This is a genomic window from unidentified bacterial endosymbiont, from assembly GCF_918797525.1.
Taxonomy (GTDB): Bacteria; Pseudomonadota; Gammaproteobacteria; order Enterobacterales; family Enterobacteriaceae; genus Enterobacter.
On sequence record NZ_OU963893.1, the window covers coordinates 1,273,286 to 1,298,720 of the forward strand.

10 protein-coding genes are annotated in these 25,435 nt (G+C 56.8%); 2 read left to right on the forward strand and 8 right to left on the reverse strand.

Annotated elements, in window-relative coordinates; all coding sequences use genetic code 11:
* Both NL510_RS06125 and NL510_RS06130 read left to right on the forward strand, forming a co-directional pair.
* Window positions 1–1,380 (forward strand): amidohydrolase family protein, encoded by a 1,380-nt coding sequence (locus NL510_RS06125; protein ID WP_253382491.1) that lies wholly within the window; start codon window positions 1–3, stop codon window positions 1,378–1,380.
* 178 nt (window positions 1,381–1,558) lie between these two features.
* Complete coding sequence (locus NL510_RS06130; protein ID WP_253382493.1) at window positions 1,559–2,740, forward strand: aminotransferase-like domain-containing protein; 1,182 nt, start codon at window positions 1,559–1,561, stop codon at window positions 2,738–2,740.
* Between the two features lie 272 nt (window positions 2,741–3,012).
* Here the strand turns inward: NL510_RS06130 and NL510_RS06135 are convergent, their stop codons facing one another.
* The 8 genes from NL510_RS06135 to NL510_RS06170 form a co-directional block, all read right to left on the reverse strand.
* Complete coding sequence (locus tag NL510_RS06135) at window positions 3,013–3,996, reverse strand: fimbrial protein (protein WP_253382495.1); 984 nt, start codon at window positions 3,994–3,996, stop codon at window positions 3,013–3,015.
* Between the two features lie 14 nt (window positions 3,997–4,010).
* Window positions 4,011–6,500, reverse strand: coding sequence for a fimbrial biogenesis outer membrane usher protein (locus NL510_RS06140; protein WP_301308590.1), 2,490 nt, complete (start codon window positions 6,498–6,500; stop codon window positions 4,011–4,013).
* A 10-nt stretch (window positions 6,501–6,510) separates the two neighbouring features.
* Window positions 6,511–7,194 carry a fimbria/pilus periplasmic chaperone gene (locus NL510_RS06145; RefSeq protein ID WP_253382497.1) on the reverse strand — a complete coding sequence of 228 codons (684 nt, stop codon included), beginning with the start codon at window positions 7,192–7,194 and terminating at the stop codon, window positions 6,511–6,513.
* 50 nt (window positions 7,195–7,244) lie between these two features.
* Window positions 7,245–7,793, reverse strand: coding sequence for a fimbrial protein (locus NL510_RS06150; RefSeq protein ID WP_253382499.1), 549 nt, complete (start codon window positions 7,791–7,793; stop codon window positions 7,245–7,247).
* Between the two features lie 475 nt (window positions 7,794–8,268).
* The gene (locus NL510_RS06155; protein ID WP_253384776.1) at window positions 8,269–9,438 is read right to left on the reverse strand and encodes a beta-barrel domain-containing protein; all 1,170 of its coding nucleotides are present in this window, start codon (window positions 9,436–9,438) and stop codon (window positions 8,269–8,271) included.
* 10 nt (window positions 9,439–9,448) lie between these two features.
* A complete protein-coding gene (locus tag NL510_RS06160) occupies window positions 9,449–11,641 on the reverse strand; it encodes a type I secretion system permease/ATPase (protein WP_253382501.1) in 2,193 nt (730 codons plus the stop codon).
* Window positions 11,638–13,041: a TolC family outer membrane protein gene (locus NL510_RS06165; RefSeq protein ID WP_253382503.1), complete on the reverse strand. Its 1,404-nt coding sequence runs from the start codon at window positions 13,039–13,041 to the stop codon at window positions 11,638–11,640. The genes NL510_RS06160 and NL510_RS06165 overlap by 4 nt, the downstream gene beginning before the upstream one ends.
* Before the next feature lie 83 nt (window positions 13,042–13,124).
* On the reverse strand, window positions 13,125–25,166 hold the full coding sequence (locus NL510_RS06170; protein ID WP_253382505.1) for a BapA/Bap/LapF family large adhesin: 12,042 nt from the start codon (window positions 25,164–25,166) through the stop codon (window positions 13,125–13,127).
* Window positions 25,167–25,435 lie beyond the last annotated feature (269 nt).

Below are 25,435 nucleotides of genomic sequence, written 5' to 3' on the forward strand. Positions count from 1 at the left end.
ATGAGTGAGAATAAAAGTCGCCGGGAATTCATCAGCCACAGCGGCAAAATGGTTACCGCCTGCGCGCTGTTTGGCGCGACCGGCTCTGTTGCGTATGCTGCGCAGACCGCCGCGCCCGCCTGCGAGACGGGCAAGCTGATGAACATTACCGCAAAACACTATTATCTGGATAACGTGCTGCTGGAGGCTGGGTTTAACGTTGAGGGCAACGTAGCGACGAGCACCCGTACCGAGCTGAAAACGCTGGAGATCAAAGACGGGAAAATCGTCGCTCTGCGCGATAACCAAAGCCATGCCGATGCCACATTGCCGCACTACGACGCGGGCAGCAAACTGCTGCTCCCGGCGATGCGCGATATGCATATTCACCTCGATAAGACCTTTTACGGCGGCCCGTGGCGCTCCCTGAACCGCCCGGCGGGAACCACAATTCAGGATATGATCCGTCTGGAACAAACGCTGTTGCCAGAGTTGCAGCCCTACATGCAGGAACGCGCGGAAAAGCTGATTGACCTGATCCAGTCGAAAGGTTCAACCCTCGCCCGTAGCCACTGCAACATTGAGCCTGTTTCCGGCCTGAAAAATCTGGAAAACCTGCAGGCGGTATTAGCGCGCCGCAAGCCCGGGTTTGACTGCGAAATCGTCGCCTTCCCGCAGCATGGCCTGCTGCTGTCGAATGCTGAAAAGCTGATGCGCGAGGCGATGCAGGCCGGGGCGCACTACGTGGGCGGGCTTGATCCCACAAGCGTTGACGGCGCGATGGAAAAATCCCTCGACACCCTGTTCCAGATTGCGCTGGATTATGATAAGGGGGTCGATATTCACCTGCATGAAACCAGCCCGGCGGGCGTGGCGGCGGTGAACTACATGGTTGAAACCGTGGAGAAAACCCCGGCGCTGAAGGGTAAGTTGACCATCAGCCACGCCTTTGCGCTGGCAACGCTCAACGCACAACAGGTGGATGAGATTGCGACCCGCATGGCGCAGCAACAGGTGACGATTGCCTCCACCGTTCCGATTGGCACCCTGCACATGCCGCTTAAACAGTTGCGGGATAAAGGCGTGTTTGTGATGACGGGCACCGACAGCGTGATCGACCATTGGTCGCCGTACGGCCTGGGGGACATGCTGGAAAAAGCCAACCTCTATGCGCAGCTCTATATCCGCCCGAACGAGCAAACCCTTTCCCGGGCATTAGGTATCGCGACCGGTGACGTACTGCCGCTGAACGATAAAGGTGAACGCGTGTGGCCAAAAGTACAGGATGATGCCAGCTTTGTGCTGATGGACGCCTCCTGTTCCGCCGAAGCCGTGGCGCGCATTTCTCCGCGTACCGCGACGTTCCACAAGGGCAATCTGGTCTGGGGAACCCTTCCCTGATCCCTTGTCGGGGTATCGCTGCAGGTGATACCCCGTCAGGCGCAGCGCACTTTTGAAATGACCTCTATAGCCAATAACCGAGCGATAAAAATGCACACGTTGGCACTAAGCTTACGGAATTTATCGCCTATATTCTGCTAAGATTGGGCACAATATAATAAAAGAAGGTAAACAAAGAATGTCTGTGAACAAACTCGCCCACAGCGCACAGGGCCTGCAATCATCTGCCATCCGTGAACTATTAAAACACAGCAAAATGGCGGGCGTGATTTCGCTCGGTGGGGGGATCCCAAACCCTGACCTGTTCGATCACGAGGGCCTGAAAATAGCTGCGGATGCCGTATTATCACAGCATTTTGGCGAGGCGTTTCAGTACGGCCTGACCGAAGGCGTACCGGGGCTACGTGAAGAGATCCAGCGTATTTGTGAAGGCCGTGGAATTGTCTGTAAAGCCGATGATGTGGTGGTTACATCCGGTTCGCAACAGTCTCTGGATGTTCTGGCGCGCGCGTTGATTAACCCTGGCGATACGGTCGTCGTAGAACGTCCTACCTATCTGGCCGCGCTGCAGGTGTTTGGCCTGGCGCAGGCAAATTTTGCATCCGTTGGCACCGACGGCGACGGCATGATCGTTGATGAGCTCGAAACGCTGGTGGCGCATAAAACCATCAAAGCGGTCTACATTGTGCCGACGTTTGGTAATCCTGGTGGCGTAACGCTTTCAGAACCCCGTCGTAAGCAACTGGTGGCATTATCAAAACGTTATGATTTCGTGATTATCGAAGATGATCCGTACAGTGAAATAAATTATACCGACGAGGTATTCCGCCCGCTGATTGCCCATGCCAAAGATATCGGCAATGAACAGAATCTGGTTTATACCTCGACCTTCTCGAAAATTCTTGCGCCGGGAACCCGCGTGGGTTGGGTGCTGGTACCTGAGTGGCTAAAAGGCGCGGTGGTGAATCTCAAGCAAACGACCGACCTGCACACCAGTACGCTGTCGCAATTGATGACCTGGGAGTATCTAAAAACCGGTCGTCTGGCGGCTCAGATTGCTATGATCCGCGAAGCGTATCGTCAGAAATACCAGACGTTCGCCAACGCGCTGGAAGCGGAACTGGGTGATGTAATGTCCTTTCACAAGCCGAAGGGCGGTATGTTCCTGTGGGCAAAAATGAATAACGGGATGAACACCACGCGCTGGCTGGAAAAAACGTTAAGCAATGGCGTGGTGTTTGTGCCGGGTGAGTTCTTCTACTGCAATGAATCAGACCCTACTACGCTGCGTATGTCGTTTGTCACACCGACGGACGAACAGCTGAAAGAGGCGGTAAGACGTCTGAAGTCATCTCTGTAAATGTTAACAGGTGCCGCTTAATAGGCGGCGCTCATTTTTGTGTAGTGTTAATAATGTAAGCTCTTGAGGAGGGAAACTCAGTTGAGCCGGAAAAATTTGCCGAAGATATGCTTCATCAGTCCCTCTTAACGTTGGCGCAGGATAGCAGCCTTGATGAGAAGGTTAACCATCTTTGGTGCCACTACCTGAGTAAAATTGATCCGCAGGATGTCCCTGAATTTATACGCTCGAATTTTTTGTTTGCGCAAGCGCGTAGATGATTTTTTTATTTTTTAATCGTATATCATCATTACGCGCATCCGGCTTTCAACTTTCCCCGCTTTAACTTTACCGCTACCGTAGCGGGTATATTTGAAGGTCAGACTAAGGGGATAAGAGGTAGATTTGAGCGCCTGATAGCGTGAAAAAATCTTGGTTGTCGTCGGTTCGGCCTGGTTAACGTTTACGTTAATACCGTTGCTTTTCAACGCAAACCCGACCTCACCGGCGCTGTCTCGCGCATCGCGGACGTTCCTTAGCACGTTATTGCCCCCAATATTATCTGCGGCGAAGTAATACTTTACATTGCTGCTGGCGAATCCAAACTTGCTGCTGCACGCTATTTCGGGTTGCGTTGCAGGCTCCAGGTAACCGCGGGTGTCGATTTCTTGTGCGGATATATTGGGTATGATAAGGCTGTTGTTTGTCAGAGTGCAGGTGGTGGGGGTGAACTTTACGCTGACAATAATATTATTGATGTACTGATCTTTGTTGTTATTGCCACTAAAACCACAGGAAATGCTGCAGGGTGCTGGCTTTATTATAATTTGCTCTCTCAACGGGAATTCTTCGCCTATTGTGTATTCTGGTGGGTTAAGATCTTCCGGGTTATCAATGATTGCTGTCTTAATGCTGTATGCACTGTTGAGGCTAGCAGCGCTTTGATTGTCTCCAGGGTTGAAGTGGTTTTTATAAGACGTATTTGCCTTTAACGATATTTGTAAAATAAAAAAGTGGTTGGCGCTGTATTTTATTTTGTACTCCTTATTGCCTTCAGCGATGTGAGTAGTAAAATAATTACCGATAAATGTACAGAAGAAGTTAGAGATGTCAGCATCAAAATTCATAGTCGAGCTAATAAGTATTTTAGAGGGGTCATCTAAGTTGATCTCGAGTGTTGCGGAGTGCTTAGTGTTTTTACTTGTATCTTTTATCTTGCAATACGCCTGGGCCTGACTTGCGCTCAGTATCAGCATTAGCATGAATAACCCTTTCATAATAAATCCTTTTATTATTGACAAATGTACGTTTTATTTTCATCAATTGCTGCGTTCAGCGTTATGAGGCACGAGGATACGCCATCGCGATCTGCGCCCACCCTGATTTGCACCGGGATGACGTCAGCACGCATATAAACCTGGCTCCCCTGGCCGACCACCCCGATAGGGCTGCCCGTCATATCAAACACGTTATAGCCAAAGGTGAGGGGAGACGCGTCGGCATGGCGGGCTTTAACATACCACGGACTCCGCGAGTCGGTTTCGAACCGGCTGAGCACCACCGCTCCCCGGTAAGGCGCAACCTGGTTACGGTTGCCCAGCAGCGCTGTGTTGCTGTCCGTTTGTGAAATATCCAGAGTGAGCTGATTTTCCCGATACGGCGTCAGGCCATCATAGACAACGGTACCGGAGCGATCGGTGGTACGGTAACGCTGGCCGTTGACATAAGCGCCTGCAAGTCCAGGCGCTTGCAGGATGGCAACGGTGTCGGATAGCCGGTTCGCCAGGTTTACGCCCCCGGACCAGACAACAATACCGCCGGCAATACTGCCGCTAGCCTGCTGATATTGGGATGAATGGCTTACGCTACCGTTGAGGGTGGCGAAAGCGCTATTCCAGCTCAGGTTCGAGCCGATACTGGTTTCATTATTCTGACGCTGGTTGCTGACATTGACGCCATAGCTAAACTGATCGCGACTCCCGGCCATTCCATATAATCCGGCGGTATTTGAGGCATAGCCGTTATTATCGAAAGTTGTCGAGTTAGAGACCGTCAGGCGTCGGGGCAATGCGCTATCACCCTTGTCCCAGTTGAGCGGTACCGAGAAGTAAATACTCACCCGTTTGTCTTGCCGATCGTCTTCGTCGTAGGTCTGGTTAGCCGAAAGGGAGAAGCTGGTCTGCCGCCAGTTATTGGCATAACTGACCTGGTAATCTTTTCTGTTTCCGCTTTTCCCCCAGTAATCGCGCCACAGCACGCTGGCAGTAAGTGAACCCCAGCCGTCGGGAAGAGACTGACTGACGTTAACTGAAAAACTGTTTTTACGACCAAAATCGTTTTGATAATAGTTGCCAACGTTATACACGTCGTTTTCGTCATACTTGTAACGATCTTTGCTGTTGGCCCAGACATGATCGTTAAACGTCCGATAATTGCGGGACGAATAGCGGTATGCCGCCAGGCCAAAACGCGTCTGCGTCGGCGCCACGAATTTACTGTAGCTTAGCTGATAGCTCTGCCCGTCGAGGGTCTGCCCGTCATCCTGTTTGCTATGCGATTTAGTGGCATCAACAGAAAGTGCGCCAATCAGGGTGTTCCACCCCGTGCCGAGCGTCGCCGCAGTGTAATCATCAGCGAGAAGCGTGCCGCCAAAGAGGGTGAGAAAATTATTTAACCCATACTGGTAGCTGGTTTGCAGGAAGTCAGTTTGTTCCGTCGCGCCCTCAATATAGCTCTGACCGGCGGCAATATCATATTTTGAGACGCCCGGCTGCAGCATATTGGGAACGGACGAAAAGGGGACCAGATAGTGAGTGACTGAGCCATCGGCCTCTTTGACGCTGACGTCAAGGTCGGCGCCGCCCCCCGCAGAGCTTAAATCTGAAATCGCAAACGGGCCTGGCGGCACCTCCTTCTGATAGATGATAAAGCCGTTTTGCTCAATGGTAACCAGAGCATTACTCTGAGCAATCCCCTGCACGATGGGGGTAAAGTTTTGCCGAGAATCGGGGAGCATTTGCATATCGGTTGCCAGCCGTACGCCACGGAAACGAACGATGTCAAAAATATCGCCCGAGGTATAAATATCACCGGCACGCAGCGTGCTCATCAGCTCCGCTATACCGCGCTCCAGATATAACGTATTGCTTTTCCATTCACCCTTATTGTCGTCACTTTTGTTGTAAGACGCATCTGAGTGCAACTGCCATCCCAGCAGATTCAGGCCACTGTTAAAGCGCGCATAGCTGCTTTTGCTGTCGCCTCCCTGCTGATGATGGCTGACGTACTGGCTAAAATAGTAGGAAGTGTAGAGCGCATTAATCCCCCGGTCCCAACTTTCAGGAGTCAGATAACCTTGTTCGCGCTCGATGACAAAGGCCTGCGGGACGGTAAGATTAAGGCGCAGCAGGCTCATCTCCCATGACGTCTGCCCCCCCTGAACGACCTGTTGCAGGGGAATGCACTGCGATGAGGAGGCCTCGCCGGAAGCCTCAGTTTTGATACCCAGCATGACGACGGTATTCAGCGGTAAGCAGGTTTCCTCCGTCGTCTCTTTTACCTCAACGGCATATTTTCCGCGCCATTGCTGGTTAATATAAATATCGAGATCGTATACTCCCGCCAGCGGGCGATCGGCTGACACCGCAAACTGTGATTGCTTTTCACCTTTCATTCCTCCTATTAGAAAATGGGTGTCGAATGTTTCATCGACGCCGAGCACATCAGAAGAAAAAAGAAGCATATTAATCGCGCAGGCAAGGGCCGTTATCTTACTGAACATGATTAACGCCTCACTTCACACTGAGCTTATGACTGATGGTATTGCCACTATCATCAATAATTGTCAGGCTGTAACTGCTGGTCAAAATATTTTTCAGGGACAGCACCTGTTTAGAGAACGGCGCCAGCATAACGCTGTCATTATTCACCTGGATATTGGCCGTTTTAATGGCCGTTATGGTAACCCAGTTAGCGGTATTATTCGTAATGAATGGCTGATTGTCACGTCGTGTAATTTCTAGTTGGGAAAAAGTTTTATCACTTATTCCTGCTATACCTTTGGGTCGATAAAATAGCTTTACCCTGTTTTGCATCGCCAGCTTAAGGACGCTGGTATTACTTTCGCTGGATGAATTGGGTGGGATATCCAGAACATTCAGATAAAATAAACTCTCTTTGTTTGCTGGCAGCATATTGGGTGTTTGTTTTATTTTTATCTGCTGCCCTGAATTCGCTGATACACGCACAATTGCCGGAGATAATACAAAAGGGACGTGGATCTTCTCGGGGGGGAGGGAGCTGTCGCCATCATCAATCCATGATTGAACCAGTGACGTCCTGGGACTCTGATTCATCAATTGTACAGTGATCTCTTTTTTATCCGCCGGATAAATAACTCTGGTGCCATAAATGACGACCCCAGCCTGGGCTGGAAGAATGGCGGATAGAAGAAAGAGAGTGATAAATCCTTTCATGCGGCTCTCCTTTTTAGGCCCGGCAACAGCGTTGTTGCCGGGGTACTTATTTAATCACTGCTCACTTCTAAGGTGACGGTTGCTGAGACGTCACCTGCGGTAACGGCGCCATCTGCACTTCGGGCATAGTATGCGGAAATGGGTATTTGATACTCACCCTTATCATCGAATGCGCCAGTAGGGACGATTATTTCATTATAGTTTTTGGTGATCTGCTTATCATTATATTCTAAGTAGAATCCCGTATTGTTACCCCCGGCTGAATTGTTGTTTTTAACTATGTTTTGTGCAGTCAGGTCGGCCGCTTTAATTTTTATTGAAATATTTTTATTATTTCCTTCGCATTTGATTTTGAGGTTTTCAGTTTGCGCAGACGTTCCTTCTATTTTTTTACCAATGTCGCTTCCCTGGACGTCCGAAATTTTAATACGTTCCAGTCTGATCTCTTCCTTGCTATTCCCTGAAACAAATTGGCATGGCGTATCAACGACCGTGCCTAAAATAGTCAGTTCACCCGCATCTTCATAATCTGCTGCAAAGACGGCAGTACTTGCAAATATGGTTGATAACATAGCGGTAGCAATTAATGTTTTTTTCATGATGAATTCCTTGTGCGATTTTTCCATTTTAAGAATCGACTGGGGCGGGCATAAAGTTCGCATAAGAACATTCTCAAATCAACTGAATGTTTGTTTTTTTATTCAGGCAGGATGAAAAGAATGCAAGCGCATTTGATTGGTGAATGAATTGTATTGTAAGTATTATTTATAGATATTATTGCCCGTAATTTATTTATGTGTTACCCGAATTTGTCGAATGTTTCGGCTATTGTATTTGCGGTGTGAATCAATCAGGGCGCTTCATGAAAAATGCGCCTGGGAGGGTTAATACCTCACTGCCTCAGGCAACCTTTTTTTTAGCAAGGACTTTTGCAACTAATTTAGCCAAAAATACATCAGGGTTAGTAAACCCGTACGCGAGTAACGCACTCCCGCATTGCGCGCAAGTGCGTTTTTGGTCTGTTATTAATATTACCGGGACAATGTGCTCAGGGAACCGGGGCACCCTCAAACATCACCGCTCCCTCAGCGCCTCTTTCGCCCGGTTAAACGGCTTAATCATATAATCCAGCACCGTTTTCTCACCGGTTTTGATATCCACCGTGGCAATCATCCCCGGGACAATCGAGAAATGCCTGCCCGCTTTATTGACCAGATAATCCTGGCTGGTGCGGATAAATACCCGGTAATAGAACACTTCCGGCTTGGCTTCATCCTGAATGGTGTCCGGTGAGATGGTCTCTACGACGCCGTGCAGCCCGCCGTAAATGGCGTAATCATAGGCCGTTATCTTCACCAGCGCTTTCTGCTCAGGATGGATAAACGCGATATCGCGCGGGGATAGCCGCGTTTCAATCAGCAGATGATCGTCGACGGGTACAATCTCCATCAGCTCACCGTTGGGCGGAATGACGCCGCCTATGGTGGTAACTTTGATGTTTTTCACGATCCCGCGCACCGGGGATTTTACGGTCAGGCGGTTGACCGAATCCTCACGGCCTTTCAGTACCGCCGCAACCATATCAACCTCGGCGTTGGCTTTGGATAAGGCCTCACGCGCCTGAACGTAATACTGCGAGCGTACGTCGGTGAGTTTCAGCTCCAGATCGCTTTTTTGCCGCTGCAGGCGCAGCACTTCCACGTGGCTGGCAGCACCGGTTTTGACCAGCCGCTGGGTGATGGCCAGCTCTTTGTTAGCAAGATCCAGCGCGGCGCGTAACTCTCTTTGCGTATCTTCAAGCTGCGCGCGACGGGAGGTATAAAGTCGGGTTTCTGCCGCGGTCAAATCCGTCCATTTCGCCAGCGAAGGGGGAAATTTGAGCGGCAGGTCGTTGACCTCAGCGTACAAACGCACGCTGGAGGCCAGCGACGCCCGGTAGCGCGCCGCGCTTTCACCGACGTTGGATTCCGACCGCGTTGGATCAAGCCGCGCCAGTACCTGACCGGCCTGCACCTGATCGCCCTCATGCACGTTCAGCTCGGTGAGGATCCCCCCGTCCAGCGACTGCAAAACCTGTTCACGCGAGCTGGGGATCACTTTGCCGGTCCCGGTTGAAACTTCATCCAGAACGCCAAACCACGCCCAGATCCCAACAACGATAAACAGCAGCAGTGAGAAAATCACTATCCGCCGCGCACCGGTGTAGCCACTTTCGGAGTCGAGGGCGTTATCCAGGTCTTCCATTGCCGCAACGTCACGCCGATTGATTTTCATTTTTCCACTCCCGTCCGGTTGCCTGCTGCTGTTGCTGCATGCGGCTGCTGTTTAGCGCCTGCGCTTTCGGCGCGTCCATTACCAGCATGCCCTCTTTTAGCACAACCACGCGTTCCACCAGCTCCAGCACCGGCACGCGGTGGGTAGCGACGATGAGCGTTCGGTTGCCGAGCCAGGCCCCCAGACGCTGGATAAATTCCCGCTCGGTATGCTCGTCAAGCGACGCGGTGGGTTCGTCCATCAGGACGATGTTAGGGTCGCGCAGGAGCATGCGTGCCAGCAATATGGACTGCCGCTGCCCGCCGGAAAGCCCGACACCGTTCTCCATAATCGGGTAATCCAGCCCCTTCGGCAGCTTCTGCACGAAACTTGCCGCACCGCACATCTCCAGCACCTCAAAAATCTCTTCATCGGTGGCGCGCGGCATGCCGAGGGTGATGTTCTCGCGCAGGGTACCGTAAAACAGCCGCGCGTTCTGAGTCATAAAACCGACGTTACGCCGCACGTCCGCCACGTCCAGGTGGGGCAGGCTGAAATTGTCGAGCCGCAGCTCGCCGCCAGCCAGATCCATGCCGCCTGCCAGAGCCTGCAGCAGGGTCGATTTGCCCGCGCCGTTACGCCCGAGGATCGCCACTTTTTCACCCGGTTTGATCTCCAGGCGGTTAATACGCAGCGCCATGCGCGGATCTTCCGGGTGGTAGCGAAACTGGGCCTGCTCAAACAGGTAGTGACCGCGCAGCACGTCCTGGCGGATGGGCGTCTCTTCGCGCTGGTTTTCCGTCGGAAGTTGCATAATGCTGTCCAGCCCTTCCTTCGCGGCTTTCACCTGCTGCCAGCGTGCGAGAACGCCGCACAGCGTCGCCATCGGCGCAATCATGCGTGAAGCCAGCATGGAGGCGGCGACCACCGAACCGGTGGTTAATGTCCCGTCAATGACCATCGGCGCACCCACCACGATCACCGCGGCATAGACCAGGCTCTGGATGGTCATGCCCCAACTGATGAGGTTCTGCGTCAGTTCGCGGGTGCGTAAACCCGATTCCGCCGTAATCTGGATATAGCTGTTCCACTGCTGCAAAAAGCGGTTTTCCGCCTGCATCAGCTTGATGTCTTCCAGCCCCTGCACGCTCTCTACCAGTACCGCGTTACGTAGGGTCGATTCATGCGCCGACTGTTTCGCCAGTTCAGCCAGCTTCTTTTGCAGCAGCAGGCCAGGGAGCACCATGATCACCGCCGCAACCGGCGCTATCCACGCCAGCTGCGGGGCAATGATCGCCAGCACCACCACAAACAGTAAAAAGAACGGCAGGTCGACAATCGTCGAGATGGTCGAAGAGGTGACCATCTCGCGGATCTGCTCCAGCTCACGTAACTGTGAGATGAAGCTCCCGGTCGAACGCGGAATGGCGCTGTTGCGCAGGCGCAAGGCGTGGCCGAAGACCCGGTCAGAGACGCGCAGATCCGAACGCTTGCCCAGCAGATCCATAATGTGCCCGCGCGCCACGCGCAGCACAAAACCAAACAGCGTGGCAATCAGTACCCCAATGGTCAGCACGTAGAGCGTGGGATAAGACTGGGCGGGGATCACGCGGTCATAGACCTGCATGGAGAAGACAATGCCCGACAGCGACAGCACGTTGATAAACAGCGCGGCCAGCATCACCCAGGTGTAGGGGCGCAGATCGCGCAGTACCAGCCGGTAGAGCCAGTCCGGGCGGTATTTTGAGATGTAAGCATCCACGCGGCTGTCCTTCAGCGCCGCCAGCGGACGCAGGGCGATGACGTAGCGGATGGCGGGTAACATCGCGCTCATCGACAGGCGGTTAGTGTGGGTTTTGTCATCAAAAAAACTGACTTCCAGCGTATCCTCGCCGTCGAAATGTTCAATGACGCCGATTTTGCCTTCATCCAGCGCCACCACTACCGGCAGACGCCAGCTGTTAATGGCGTGCTGGTCGGCTGTCAGCAGTTGAAAAGAGAGCCCGGCCTCGCGGGCAAGCTGGGTGAGGGCGGGGACCATCGGCTTGCCCTTTAACCAGGGTGCGCCCGCCATCAGCGCGCCGGGAGAGCAGGCGACGCGGTAGCGCGTGGCGACATAACCAAAGGCCTGCGCCCACTGTTCCAGCTCTTCGTCCGTTACCATCTCGCCTTGCGGAATGTCACGTTGCTTCATGGCTGGATCTCCACGGTCTGGATGGTACGGTTTTCAAGATCGAACGAGTGGCGTAAGCGTCCGGTGTTATACAGGCAGTTCAACTGCAGTTGATGCAACTGCCCGGCCGTTTGCTGCTGGGTGAAGCGCGCCTGAAAAACCTCCTGCTCGGCGTTGAGCACGTCGAGCAACGGACGAGAACCGAGATCGAGATATTGCTGTTGATACAGCTCGCGGGTGCGGGCGCTAAGCGCTTCCTGGCGGCCCTGAATTTGCAGGGTGCTCATCAGGCTCATCACCTGGCTGCGGGCTTCCAGCAGCTTTTGCCGCACATCGAGGCGCGTGCGCTGGATGGTCGCCTGGGCGGATTCCACCGCATGTCCGGCGGCGTTACGCCGGGCGGTGAGACCGCCGCCCTGATAGAGCGGCATTTGCACTTTGACCCACGCCGAATACTGGGTGCGATCCCGCGTTTCGTTCCCCGCAAAGCGATCGTTAAGGTAGTGACGGACTTCTGGCTCAAGTGAGATAGTTGGCGTCATCTGCGCATTGGCGTAGTCGAGATTCGCCTGTGCCGCGTTGGCCTGCGCCCAGGCGGCGAGCACGGCCGGAACCAGCCGGTCGTCCGGCTCGGCGATATCGCAACTGCGGGCCAGGCTTTGCGGGAATTCGTTACTGACCTCGTTGAGGTTGTTCCAGCCGAGGAAGCTCATCAGCGTAGCGCGGGAGCTGTCGAGGCTGGCCTGATACTGCATCAATTGCGCGCGCGCGCCTTCGATACGCGCATCGGTTTGCACCACGTCAGAGAGTGAGCTGGCGCCTTCGTCATTGCGCAGTTTCGCCAGTTTGCCGATAGAGGTAAGGGCGTCGAGCTGTTCTTTCGCGGTGTCCACCATCTGTTGCCAGGTTTGGACCTGTACCATGGCGATGGCGGTATCATGCGCGATGGTGTCGATGCTCACCAGTACGTTGGCCTGCTGCTGAGCGACGCCAGCGCTTTCAGCACGCACCTGGCTCGCCACTTTGCCGAAATCGTAGAGCATTTGTGAAAGAGAGAGCACCAGCGACGGGGTAAAACCATTATCTCCGCCGTCATGGGTATAACCATTTTCCATTCCGGCATTGACCTGCGGGTAATATTTCGATTTCGCGACATCCACGTTTTCATTCTGTTCGTACAGCCTACCGACCGCTTCACTGATGGCCGGGTGCCAGGTGACGGCGCGGTTGACTGCTTCACCCAGCTGTAGCGTGCCGGGGGCGGCAATGCCCGCTACGGGGGCCACGCGGCCATTTAAAGAGGGGAGTTCCTGCGTTTCGCTGAGTTGTCCGGTATTGATCAATGCCGCCGGATTCGCCGCAAGCGTGGGCACAGATATCAGGCAGCACGAGAGCCACCAGTAAGGCATCTTCTTTCCCATGTCAAATCCCTAATAAAAGGTACAGCTTTATTGTTTATGCCCGGGCGCTGTGGGTGCGCCCGGGTCATTTGGTGCAGGTGCTATCAGGTAATGATGTGTTGCTGGTTAACAAGCTCGTCATAGGTGGTCTGAACGCTGTCCAGCGTCACGAGCGTAGATTTAGTGTAGGCGCTCCCTGTACCATCACGGTCGATAGAGATCACAGTATTGCCACCGCTTTGAGAAACAGAGACGTAGTTACCAAGCGTAGCCGCGCTCCCGTTCCAGCCCACCAGCAGATCGCCGATGTCGATTTTATCCCCCTGCGCCAGCGAGAAGTTGGTCCAGTGATCGCCCGCAGTGCTGTTGACGTTGCCTGCCGTGGCGTTGCCCGCCGTGTTGTTCAGCACCTGGTAAATCAGCGTATCCGCATAGGCCGTACCGGTAATAATGTCGTTATGCTCAGAGCTGATAAACTGCGGCGCCATGTTGATGGTCAGTGTGGCGGTATCCGTTTTGCCAGCCGCATCGGTCAGGGTGTAGTTAAAGACCTCCTTCGAGGTGATAGTTGCCAGCGACACGCCGCTGTTCAGGGTGTAGGTATAGTGGCCGTCCGCCGCAATCGCCAGGGTGCCGTAATGACCGACAACATTGACGGTGGCGCTACCGGTGTATGGATCCAGCGTGGTGGTAACACCGTTGTAGCCGGTCACGCTCAGTCGGGTGTCGACTGAGTTCAGCTGATCCATGGCGCCGGCGGAGTCGGTTCCGTCAAAGATGTTACCGTTGACGGTATGACCGCTGGTGGAGTCGTACTGCGTCAGTGAATAAGAGGTCCCGGTGACGCTTGGGGTAATGGTCACCGGACCTACGCCGAGTGCAGGCATGCTGCCGGTGTAGCTCAGGGTGTAAGTACCCGCGTTAAGATCCAGACCGGTTACGGCAATATTTGCAGTGCCTCCCAGCAGCAAACCGCCGCCGAACGAGCCCGTCTTGAGCGTGGTGCCGCCCTGCGAAATGGCCCAGTTGACCGTCAGCCCGCCCAGCGTCAACAGGGATGCGACGTTGAAGTGCAGCACAATGTCATGCAGGGCGGTGTTGGCATCGACCACAAACGTCCCGCTCCCGTTACCCGAGGAGGAGGACAGCAGGGCCGCGTTCCAGCTTGCGCTGCCGACGCTGGTATCCGAATACCCCGTGGTATGGTGTACCGAGGTCACATTAAGGACATCGCTAATATCGTTCACCGCATCCATCGCCCGTGCGGTTGGGGTGATATTCAGCGACGCGGTGTCTTTCGCGCCGTTGGGTGCTTTAATGGTGTAGACGAAGGTGTCCGGCGTGCTGATATGGTCCGCGCCTACCCCGGTTTTCAGGGTATAGGTGTACTGCCCGGACGAATTGATCGTCAACGTACCGTACTCGCCAACAATGTTGGTTACGCCGCTGTTGTTGATCGCCACGCCGTTCACTTCCGACACCACCGTGCCGGATGGCGCAATATCATCCGCCAGCACGTTACCGGCGGTGCTGGTGCTTACGCTCGATACGCTGTAGACGTGATCTTCCAGCACGTTCAGGGTATAGGCCGTCAGCGCGGTGATCCCCGCCGCGGTGTTCAGGAGGAACAGGTATTCCCCGGACGGCAGGTTCAGCGTCAGCGTCGACGAGGTGCCGCCAAGCAGCGGCGCACGCAGCCAGCCCGGCTGGACGCGCGTCTGCTCGAAGGTCTGGGTCGCGTCGTTGAACTTATAAACGTACAGGTCAAACACCGATGCCAGCGCCACGCCGCCAACGGAGGCCTGAATAGTCATGGTGCGGGTCGTGCCTTCCTCCACGCTGTAGATGATCGGGTTACTCAGATCGTCAAGCAGGTTCAGCCCCAGCGTATTGCCAAGATTGATACCCACCACGGTAAAGCCACCCTGCGACGAGGTCCCGTTATTGATTTCATTCACGGTGGTGTCGAAGGTCAGCGAGGCTGAGTTGTCCACTGCCACAATGCTGTTGGCGGTGGTGCCTGCGCCCAGCGACAGCACCAGGTTCGCCGAGGCGCTGGTCCCGTTGTGGGTGATGGTGTAGGTGAAGTTCTCCGTACGGCCAACCACCGAGGCGCTGGTATTGGTCAGGGTGTAGGTGTAGCTACCGTCACGGTTAATGGTCAGCGTACCGTACTGGCCCTGAATCACCGTGCCGTCAGTGGTAACGTTCGTCACCACGCCCAGGGCGTTGGTCACCGCCGTCACCGTGGTGCCCGCAGGGGCGTTGTCGCTGCCGGTGGTCGGGTCAACGTCGAGGATAACGTTACCGCCGAGGCTGGTTTCGCCGGTCACCACGCCCGCGCTGGTCTCTTTCACACCGACGTCAATGCTGGTGTAAGAGCCCGTTGCCAGCAGATTGGTGTTGTAGCTGAGTACGCGATACTGGCCGCTGGCAAGGCCGTTCAGGTTCAGCGAGACGCCGGTGGACCCCAGGGTCAACAGGTCGGCGAACTGCGGCTGTCCGGTATTCACGACGGTGGTCCAGGTGTTGTTGACGGCGTCGAAACGCTGTACCACCAGCTCAAGGGTATTGAGCAGCGATAGCACCGCGCCGGTCGCGTTGGCATTGACCGTGATATCCGCGCTGCCGCCGCTGCCGACCGTGAAGCCAACCTGCGCCGTGTCGTTGCCAAGCAGCGTCAACACGTTGCCCAGAGCGCCCACCAGCAGGAAACCGTAATCGCTGTACTGCGAGTTGGTGACCGTCGCCGTGGTGCTAAGTTCCAGCTCCTCGACGTTAGTGCTGGCCGAAAGCGGAACCACTGGCGCGAGGACAGAAGCTGGCAGGGAAGGGTTGCCTGCGGCATCCGTCGCGGTGATTTGCAGCGTCTGGCCTTCGGTCTGTTTGTTGAGGAAGGTGTAGCTGTAGGTACCGTTGCTCCCCGCCGTGGTGGTGACCGTGCTGCCATCCGCCAGGCGAATTGTAACGGTACTGCCCGCTTCGGCACTTCCCGTCAGGACGCTACCGTCGGCGTTAAAGGTACCGGTAGGGAGGGTTGGCCCCGTAACGTCGACAATCACCGTGGTGGCCGACGAGACAGGCCCGGTGCCTGTACCGTTACTCGCCGACGCGGTAAAGGCATGAGGGCCTTCACTCAGCGCTGGCGTAGTGAACGTCCAGTTGCCCGATGCGTTTGCGACCACCGTGCCCATCGGCACGCCGTTGTTAAACAGGGTAACGGTGGCGTTTGGCTGCGCCGTTCCGCTCAGGGTCGGGGTGGTGTCATCAGTGGTTTTACCGTTGGTCAGATTCCCGGTGATGGTGCCGACGTTATCGTTAATGGTGGCGATAACCGGCGCGTCAGGCAGAGTGGTAAACGGTGCCGTGACCGTGGCGCTGGAGCCAGCGTTACCGGCTTTATCCGTGGCGAAGGCCAGCAGCGTTTCGCCGCTGGTCTGCGCCGGGCTGATGGTGGCGTTAAAGTTGCCGTTGCCGTCCGCCGTGGCGGTGCCCAGTACCGTGCCGGTGCTGGTGGTGATAGTGACCGTGCTGCCCGCTTCTGCCGTACCGGTTACTTGCGTTCCATTAACGATCACCGCCAGCGCCAGCGGCAGCGCCGGTGGTGTGATATCCACCGTAATTGAGGTGATGGAGGATGCCGGGCTGGTATTGCCCGCCGCATCGGTCGCCGTGGCAGTGAAGTTATGTTGCCCTTCCGTCAGCGTCGTGCTGGTCTGCCCCAGCGTCCAGTTGCCGTTAGCATCGGCGGTCACGGTGCCGACCAGCGTGGTGCCGTCGTAGATCCTGACCGTTGCATTAGCCTCAGCGGTACCGTTGAGGGTTGGACGGGTATCGTTGGTCGGGTTGTTGCCGACCATCGGTCCGGTAATGCTGCCCACATCATCGACGACCGCGCTAATAACCGGCGCGACGGGTGCGGTAGCATCCACAACAACCGTAAAGCCCGCCGTCGGTGGGCTGATGTTGCCCGCCGCGTCGATCGCTCTGATGGTAAGGGTATGGGACCCCTCCGTCAGCGCGGTGGTTGGCGTAAAGCTCCAGTTGCCGCCAGTGGCCACCACGCTGCCAATCAGCGTACCGCCATCGTAAATATTTACCGTGGAACCAGCCTCTGCCGTGCCGTTCAGCGTCGGCAGTGCATCGTTGGTCAACTGGCCGTTGGTCAGATTGACGGTGGCCCCGATGTCGTCCACAACGGAGGTCAGAACCGGCGCTGCAGGCGGCGTGGTATCGATATTAACCACGAAGTTGTTAGATGCGCTGCTGACGTTGCCCGCCGCATCGGTTGCCGTTGCGCTGAGGGTATGAGCACCACTGGTTAGCGGCGTGGTGAGCTGAATCGACCATTTACCGTCGGCGCCCGCCGTGGCCTGGCCGATTTGCGTTCCGTTCTCAAACAGGCGTATGACGGCGTTAGCTTCGCTGGTGCCGTTGAGCACCGGCAGCGTGTCGTCGGTGACCTGGCCGCTGCCAAAGGTGCCGGTAATGGAACCCTGATCGTCAACGCCCTGACTGATGATTGGCGCGACAGGTGCGACGGTATCTACGACCACCGTGAACCCAGACGACGGTTGGCTGAGGTTGCCGGCCGCATCGGTCGCCGTCAGCGTCAACGTATGGCTGCCGTTGGCCAGCGGGGTGGTCGGGGTAAAGGTCCAGTTGCCCGCACCGTCTGCGGTGGTCTGGGCAATTAACACCCCGTTATCGTAGAAACGGAGCACGGCGTTGGCTTCAGCGGTTCCCGTAAGGGTCGGCTGGGTATCGTTGGTTGCCTGGCCGCTGGTGAGCGCGCCGGTCGACGGCAATTGATCGTCAGTGACGGTGTTAATCACCGGTGGGACAGGAATGCCGGTATCGACGGTCAGGTCAAACAGCGTGGTGCCGGTGCTGGTGTTCCCCGCCGCGTCCGTTGCCGTCAGGCTCAGCGGATGCGGCCCTTCGCCCAGAGGCGTGGTTGGCGTAAAAGTCCAGGTGCCGGAGGCATTCACCAGGGCGGTGCCAATCTCCACGTTATTATCAAAGATATGAATAGTGGAGCCGATTTCCCCGGTGCCGTTGAAGGTTGGCTGGGTGTCGTTGGTGGCAGAGCCGGTGGTCAAGGTTCCGGTGACCGGACCGACATCATCCACCACGCTGGTTAACGCAGGCGCGATCGGGCTGACGGTATCGACGGTCAGATTAAAGGCCGATGAATTGGCGGACACGTTGCCTGCGGCGTCGCTGGCGTTAATGCGAATGCTGTGCGCACCCTCAGGCAGTGCGGTCGCCGGGGTCCATGTCCAGGTTCCATCGCCTCCTACCACAACGGTCGCAATTTCAGCGCCATTATCAAGAATATGGAGAGTATCACCCGCGGTTCCCGTCCCGGCGAGGGTAGGGGTGTTGTCGTTAGTGACCTGGCCCGACGTCAGCACACCATTTACGCCACCCGGGACGTTATCCGTGACGGTGGTGAGAACGGGCGCATCTGGCGCAAGGGTGTCGACGATCACGCTGTACGAGTTGGATGGCGCACTGACGTTACCCAGCGGGTCGGTGGCGATAACGTTGAAGGTATGGTTGCCTTCACCCAGCGCAGAGGCCGGGGTGAAGGTCCAGGCCCCCGATGCGTTGGCCTGCACGGTGCCAATCTGGGTTGCCCCTTCAAAAATGGCAATGGTGCTGTTGGCTTCCGCCGTGCCTGAAAGCACCGGCGTGGCGTCGTTGGTTTCCCCACCGCTCGGTACGTTGACAACCGTGCCTACGTTATCCTCTGCTCCCGTAATCACCGGCGTGGTCGAAACCGTATCGACGATGATGTCAAACGGGGCCGAGGCGGGACCCTGGTTACCCGCCGGGTCGGTCGCGCGGATCGTGAGCGTGTGGGTATCGTTGCTCAGAGCAGCGGAAGGCGTAAAGCTCCATGCGCCTGTCGCACCGACCACCGCGCTGCCCAGCAGATTGCCGTTATCGTAAACGGAAATGGTGTCTCCTGGCGTTGCGGTGCCGCTCAGGGTTGGACGGTCGTCGTTGGTAGCCTGGCCGTTAGTGAGTGGCCCTGTGCCTGGCCCCACGTCATCCGTCACGGCACCGATCGTCGGTGCCAGCGGCGCGGTGGTATCAATCGTCACCGTCGACGCCGGAGAGCGACCGCTGGTTTCAGCCCCTACCGTTGCGGTAACTTCGAAACGGTGTAGCCCCTCCGTCAGCGGCGTAGCCGGCGTGTAACTCCAGGCCCCGGTGGCGGCGTCTGCGACCAGGGTATCCAGTACCACGCCGTCAAGATAAATTGTGACGGTGCTGCCTGCCACGGCGGTGCCGTTGAGCGTTGGGGTGGTGTCGTCGGAGGCGCTGCCTTTCACATCGCCGGTGAGAGCACCGACGTTATCAACGATGGTGGTGATGACCGGGATAGCCGGCAGATCCGGGGTATCAACGACGGTAAACGGCGCGTCAGGGCTAATGTTTCCGGCAGCGTCGCTCGCCGTGACCTGAAGGGTCGTTGGGTTGGTTTGCGCAGGCGTCAGCGCAATAGAGAAGCTTCCGTCTGTCCCTGCGACGCCCGTACCAATAATGGTCGTGCCGTCACGTACCACGATGGTGGTACCGGCCTCAGCATTCCCGGTAAGCGGCGTACCTTGCTCAGTCAGTGCCAGATCGGTTGGCGCATTTGGCGCCTGGTTGTCTACGGTCACATTGACGGTGGTGGCGCCCGATACATTACCTGCGGCGTCTCTGGAGGTGACCACCAGGCTGTGCGCGGCGTTATCGGCCAGGACAGGATCTGGCGTCCATGTCCAGCTACCATCGGCCTGAACGGTGGCGGTAACGGCTGAAAGCGTACCGTCGACGCTGACGGTGATTGTCGTGCCCGGTTCACCGGTTCCGCTCAGGGTTGGGGTCGTGTCGCGGGTATAGTGAATGCCATCGACAAGGTTGCTGGCGCCGACGGTGGTCAACAGCGGCGTCGTTGGCGCAACGGTATCGATTGTGACCGTGTAAACCCCGCTGGTGCCGCTGACGTTACCGGCCGCATCAACGGAAGAGGCGGTGAGCGACAGTGTTCCATCCGCCAGTGCGGCTGGCGTGTATGACCACGCCCCGGCCACGATGTCGACACGGGCGATCTCTACTCCGTTGTTGTAAATAATGACCCGATCGCCGGTACTGCCGGTTCCGGAGATAGTTGGCGTAGTGTCGGTGGTTGACCCACCCGATGCCACGCCCCCGGCCAGGGTGATTTCCGGCGTGGCGGGCGCAGAGGTATCTACGCTGAAGGCGAAACCGGTGGAAGGCGCGGAAACGTTACCCGCCTCATCCGTTGCGGTGGTCGTAATAGAGTGACTGGCTTCCCCCAGCGGTGAGGCCGCGTCTGGTCGCCACGTCCAGTTACCATCCGCGCCGACGGTCGCCTGGCCAATCTGCACGGCGGTATCGCCGTTCACGCTATCGTAAATAGTGATCACATCGTTCGGCGTGCCTGTGCCGCTGAATACCGGACGGTCGTCGTTGGTGCTGGTGCCCGCCGTGATTGATCCTGTAATTTGATCAACGTTGTCGGTGAGGGTCGGCGCAGTCGGGGTCGCCGGCGCGTCGGTATCGATGGTTATTTGAATCGGCTGCGATGGCGCACTTTCATTACCCGCGCCATCCTTCGCGGTGACGGTCAGCGTCAGGTTATAGGTACCGTCGTCCAGACCACCCGGTGGCGTCCAGGTCCAGGCGCCGCCAGGCGGGATCACCACGGTACCCAGTATGTCATCCCCGTTATAAATGGTGATGGTATCGCCCACTGTCCCCGTTCCGCTCAGCGTTGGGTTGGTATCACGGGTGATATCGCCCGAGCCAAGCGTAACGTCTGTGCCATCCGGATTTACCACTACGGCTGGCGTCTCTGGCGTATCCGGTGCCAGCGTATCAACGATGATAACGATGGGACTGGATGTCGTCGTCGTCCCCGCGCCGTTGGTGGCAACCACGGTCAGGGAGTGCGTGCCATCCGTCAGCGGGGTGGTGGGGGTGAAGGTCCAGTTGCCCGCGCTATCCACCGTGGCGGTGCCAATAGGATTTGCCCCGTCAAAGACGGTTATGGAGGTGCCCGGGTCGGTAGTGCCTGACATCAGCGGCAATGCGTCATCGGTTGCATCGCCACTGCTGATTGGCCCCGTGTTAGGCCCGACATCATCGGTAAGGGTTCCAATTACCGGCACAGACGGCGCGTCGGTGAAAATGTTCAGCGCAAAATCAGCGGAAGGGAGGCTCTGGTTACCGGCGGCATCGGTGGTGATCGTCGTTAGCGTGTAATTACCGTCAGGGATAGGATCGACTGGCGTAAAGGTCCATGCGCCGTTTTGCCCTACGACCACCGTCCCGAGGGGATCTCCGTCAAGCAGAACCGTGATCGTCGCGCCGGGTTCGCCTGAACCATTCAGCGTAGGGCGGTTATCATTGGTTAACTGACCGCTGGTAATGGCACCGGTCACGCTATCCATATCATCGACCACGCTATTCACCTCAGGCGCGTCCGGGACCCGGGTGTCGACGGTAATGCTCCAGCTGTTGGACAGTGCGCTGTTATTGCCCGCGGTATCTGCGGCTGAGGCGGTAAAGATGTGCCCGCCCTCGCTCAGTGCAGGGGGGGTAAAGCTCCAGTTGCCGCTTCCGTCGACCTGAACGGTATCCACCAGCGTGCCGTTATCGAAAATGGAGATGATAGCGCCCGCCTGGCCAGTGCCCCGGATCAGCGGCGTGTTATCGTTGGTGATGGCATTATTGCCCAGCAGGCCGGTATTGGCGTCCACGTTGTCTTCCAGCGAGACAATCACCGGCACCGACGGTGGGGTGACGTCCGGGGCGTTAACCGGGGTGGAATCCCCGATATTGCCCGTTGGATCCTGTGCGCTTACGTCGAGGGTTTCGCCATTTTTCTGTGGCGGCGTGAGGGTGACGGTGAAGTTCCCGTTATCGTCGACATTGCCCGTGCCGATGGTGGTGGTCCCCTGTTTGACTGTGACCGTGGTACCCGGCTCCGCGCTGCCGGTCAGCGTCGTGCCATCCGGGCTGACTGCCAGCCCGGATGGCGCGTCTGGCGCGGTGGTGTCCGGCGCCGTTGTCTGTGTCGCCGGGCTGGTATTGCCTGCGTCATCTTGGGCGGTGACATCCAGCACTTCGCCGTTATTTTGTGCCGGGCTTAATGGAATGGTGAACGTACCATCCCCGCCCACCGGGCCTGAACCGACCGTGTTGCCGTCCGGATCCTTAATGGTGACGGTGCTGCCTGGCTCCGCACTACCCTGAATGCTCTCGCCATCGGGCGCAACGACCACGCCGGTTGGGCTATTCGGGGCGGTACTGTCCGGAGCGGTGGCATCGGTACCGGTGCTGCCGTTACCCGCTTTGTCTGTGGCGGTGACCGACAGGGTCTCACCATTTTTTTGCGCAGGTGCGATGGTTACGGTAAAGCTGCCATCGTTCCCGGCAACGGCGGTTCCCAGCGTCACGCCGTTAGCATCTTTCACGGTAACGGTGCTGCCTGCCTCCGCACTCCCGATGACCTGAGTGCCGTTTGCGAGGACTTCGACATCGTCCGGCGCCGAAGGTGGCGCGGTATCTACGATGATGTTGAAGGTAACAGACTCACCGCTGGTGCCCGCCGGCGTGGTGGCCGTGGCGGTGATAATGTGTGTGGCATCAAGCAGGATCGGCGACGCGAAACTCCACTCGCCGCTGGCATTAGCAAGCGTCGTGCCAAGCAACACGCCATTGTCATAGATTTCAATGACGGCATTAGCCACCGAGGTCCCGCTAATAAGCGGGGTGTTATCGTTTGTCGCCTGCCCGAAACCAACCGAGACTGGATCCGGCCCGTTGTCATTATCCACGCGGATGATGATCGGCGTATCCGGGAAGCCCGAGTCGCTGGCGTTAAATGGCGTCGAATTTCCGGTGTTTCCGGCCGCATCCTCTGCAACTGCGGTGAGCGCTTTGCCATCGGTTTGTGCAGGCGAAACGCGTACGGAGAAGCGACCGTCCGCCCCGGCGATCCCTTGCCCGATTAAGGTTGTACCGTCATAGATGGAAACGGTGCTGCCCGCCTCTGCCTGACCGGTGACAAAAATACCGGTATCCGCCATCGGGTCGACCTGAGGCGGCTCTGGCGGCGTGGTATCGACAATAAAGTTTATGGCTTCGGAAGGCGGGCTCTGATTGCCAGCCGGATCGCTTTCACGCACGGTGATCGCGTGCGAGCCTTCCGCCAGCGGCGTGGCTGGCGTGTAGTTCCATAATCCATTCGCCCCCACGGTGACGGTGGCCACCTGCTGACCGTTATCATAAATAGTGATGGTATTGCCCGGGGTGCCTTGTCCGCTCAGCCCCGGACGGGTTTCATCCGTTCTGTCGCCGTTCTCGACCGATCCGACAATCGTCCCTGCACCGTCATTAACAACGACGGCCACGGGCGTTGCGGGCGGAGTGATATCCACGGTAAAGCTAAAGCTTCCGCTGGCAGGCGTTGTATTGCCCGCAGTGTCCGTGGAGGTCAGGGTTATCTGGTGCGTTCCCTCGCCGAGGTTCGCCGTCGGTGAGAAGGTCCATTGTCCGTTAGCGGCAACGGTGGTTTGCCCGAGATAGGCACCCTTGTCGTAGAAAGTGATGACCGTACCCGCTTCGCCGGTTCCGGTAAACGTCGGGCGTGGGTCGTCAGTTACCTGGCCACTGGTGAGTGGTCCTTTTATCGTTCCGGTATCATCCGTGACGCTGCCCAGAACGGGGATGACTGGCCCTGTGGTATCGACAATGAGGGTGAACCCACCGGAGGCGGGGCCGGTATTGCCTGCTGCGTCTGTCGCTTTAACGGTGAACTGATGGCTACCTTCACCGAGAGTATTGCCGGGTGTGAACATCCACTTGCCGCTGGCATCGGCTTTTACGGTGCCAACTAACACGCCTTTGTCGTACAGGTTGAGGGTTGCATTGGCTTCGGCGGTGCCGGTCAAGGTTGGCCGTTGATCGTTAGTACTGCCGCCGTTAGCGATAGCGCCAGTACCAGGGTTAACGTCATCGCTCACGCTGGTAATGACGGGTGCCTGCGGCGCAAGTGTATCCACCACAAACGAAACCGCCCCGGAAGCCGGGCTGGTGTTCCCTGACGTATCTGTTGCCGTTGCCGTGAGGGCGTGATTTCCTTCCGTCAGGGCGGTTGAGGGGGTGAAAGTCCACTTCCCTTCGCCGTCGACCTTCACGGAGCCAATGGCTTTGCCATTATCGTAAATGGTTATGGTCGTGCCAGGCTCGCCGGTGCCGCTGAGCGTCGGTCTGGCGTCATTGGTCTGTTGTCCGTTGCTGACAGGGCCTGTTACCGTACCAACGTTATCACTCACCAGAACAATATCGGGCGCATCGGGCGCCGTGATGTCAGGTGCGGTGGCGTGCGTCTCTTTACTGATATTCCCTGAGCTGTCGGTCGCGGTGGCGCTGATTTCCTGGCCGTTGGTCAACGGCGTGCCCAGATCGATGGTGAAGTTGCCATCGCTACCCGTTTTACCGGCGCCAATCACATTACCTTCACTGTCTTTGAGCGTGATGGTGCTGCCAGGTTCAGCTTTGCCGGTGACGGTTTTTCCATCCCCTGAAATCTGCAGGCTGGCTGGGGCATTCGGTGGCGTGGTGTCTGGTTCGGAAGGATTGCCAGGATTCCCCGGGTTACCTGGGTTGCTTATATCGTCATCGCCGCCGCCACCACCACCGCCGCTACTGGCCGCGATAGCTATCCCACCCGCGACGGCCAGCCCACCTAACACCCAAGGCCAGGCGGCTGCCCCACTGGCATCGCTACCTGACGCGGCCAGTAGTACGTCCGTGGAGGCGATAGATTCGTAGGTGCCGGCACCGGTTGGATCGGCAATCCACCATAATGCGCCGTCGCTCTCGGCCAGAACCAACTGGCTCGCCCCCTCTGCGTCAGCGACATAAAAATTCTTGAGGGTGATCACTTCGCCGGAGTGGAGCGAAATAACCAGATCGTTCCCGCTGCGTGTGTACTGTGCGATATCGGCTCGCTCTACATGAAGTTCAACGATTGAGGAGTGGCTCAGCGTAACCTGAGAGCCTTCCGTAGTCGTTTCCACGCCAGTAAGTTTCGAGATAACAGAGATTTGGCTCATATTATTATTACTCCAGCAGAGTTGTCATTGACGGCGTGCAAGATGAGCCACCTCTGTGCGAAGGGTTGAGCGCACTCCCGGCAGAGTTGCTGTCAGTTATGCAGCACTCACCGTAACGTTTTTTAGCGCGATCGATGCCCGCCCGCATATAGAGTGGCAACATCAGAGCGAATCTAATTATTTAGAACAGGTATTATCGTCTTTTTGATTTTCGATGAATGTTAAACCCTGTGATTAATAGAGGAATTTATTTAACACTATGAAAATGA

Bases quoted from the DNA above. Each gene is read 5' to 3' on its own strand.
- NL510_RS06125 (WP_253382491.1), top strand. From the start codon at position 1: ATGAGTGAGAATAAAAGTCGCCGGGAATTCATCAGCCACAGCGGCAAA.
- NL510_RS06130 (WP_253382493.1), top strand. From the start codon at position 1,559: ATGTCTGTGAACAAACTCGCCCACAGCGCACAGGGCCTGCAATCATCT.
- NL510_RS06135 (WP_253382495.1), bottom strand. From the start codon at position 3,996: ATGAAAGGGTTATTCATGCTAATGCTGATACTGAGCGCAAGTCAGGCC.
- NL510_RS06140 (WP_301308590.1), bottom strand. From the start codon at position 6,500: ATGTTCAGTAAGATAACGGCCCTTGCCTGCGCGATTAATATGCTTCTT.
- NL510_RS06145 (WP_253382497.1), bottom strand. From the start codon at position 7,194: ATGAAAGGATTTATCACTCTCTTTCTTCTATCCGCCATTCTTCCAGCC.
- NL510_RS06150 (WP_253382499.1), bottom strand. From the start codon at position 7,793: ATGAAAAAAACATTAATTGCTACCGCTATGTTATCAACCATATTTGCA.
- NL510_RS06155 (WP_253384776.1), bottom strand. From the start codon at position 9,438: ATGGAAGACCTGGATAACGCCCTCGACTCCGAAAGTGGCTACACCGGT.
- NL510_RS06160 (WP_253382501.1), bottom strand. From the start codon at position 11,641: ATGAAGCAACGTGACATTCCGCAAGGCGAGATGGTAACGGACGAAGAG.
- NL510_RS06165 (WP_253382503.1), bottom strand. From the start codon at position 13,041: ATGGGAAAGAAGATGCCTTACTGGTGGCTCTCGTGCTGCCTGATATCT.
- NL510_RS06170 (WP_253382505.1), bottom strand. From the start codon at position 25,166: ATGAGCCAAATCTCTGTTATCTCGAAACTTACTGGCGTGGAAACGACT.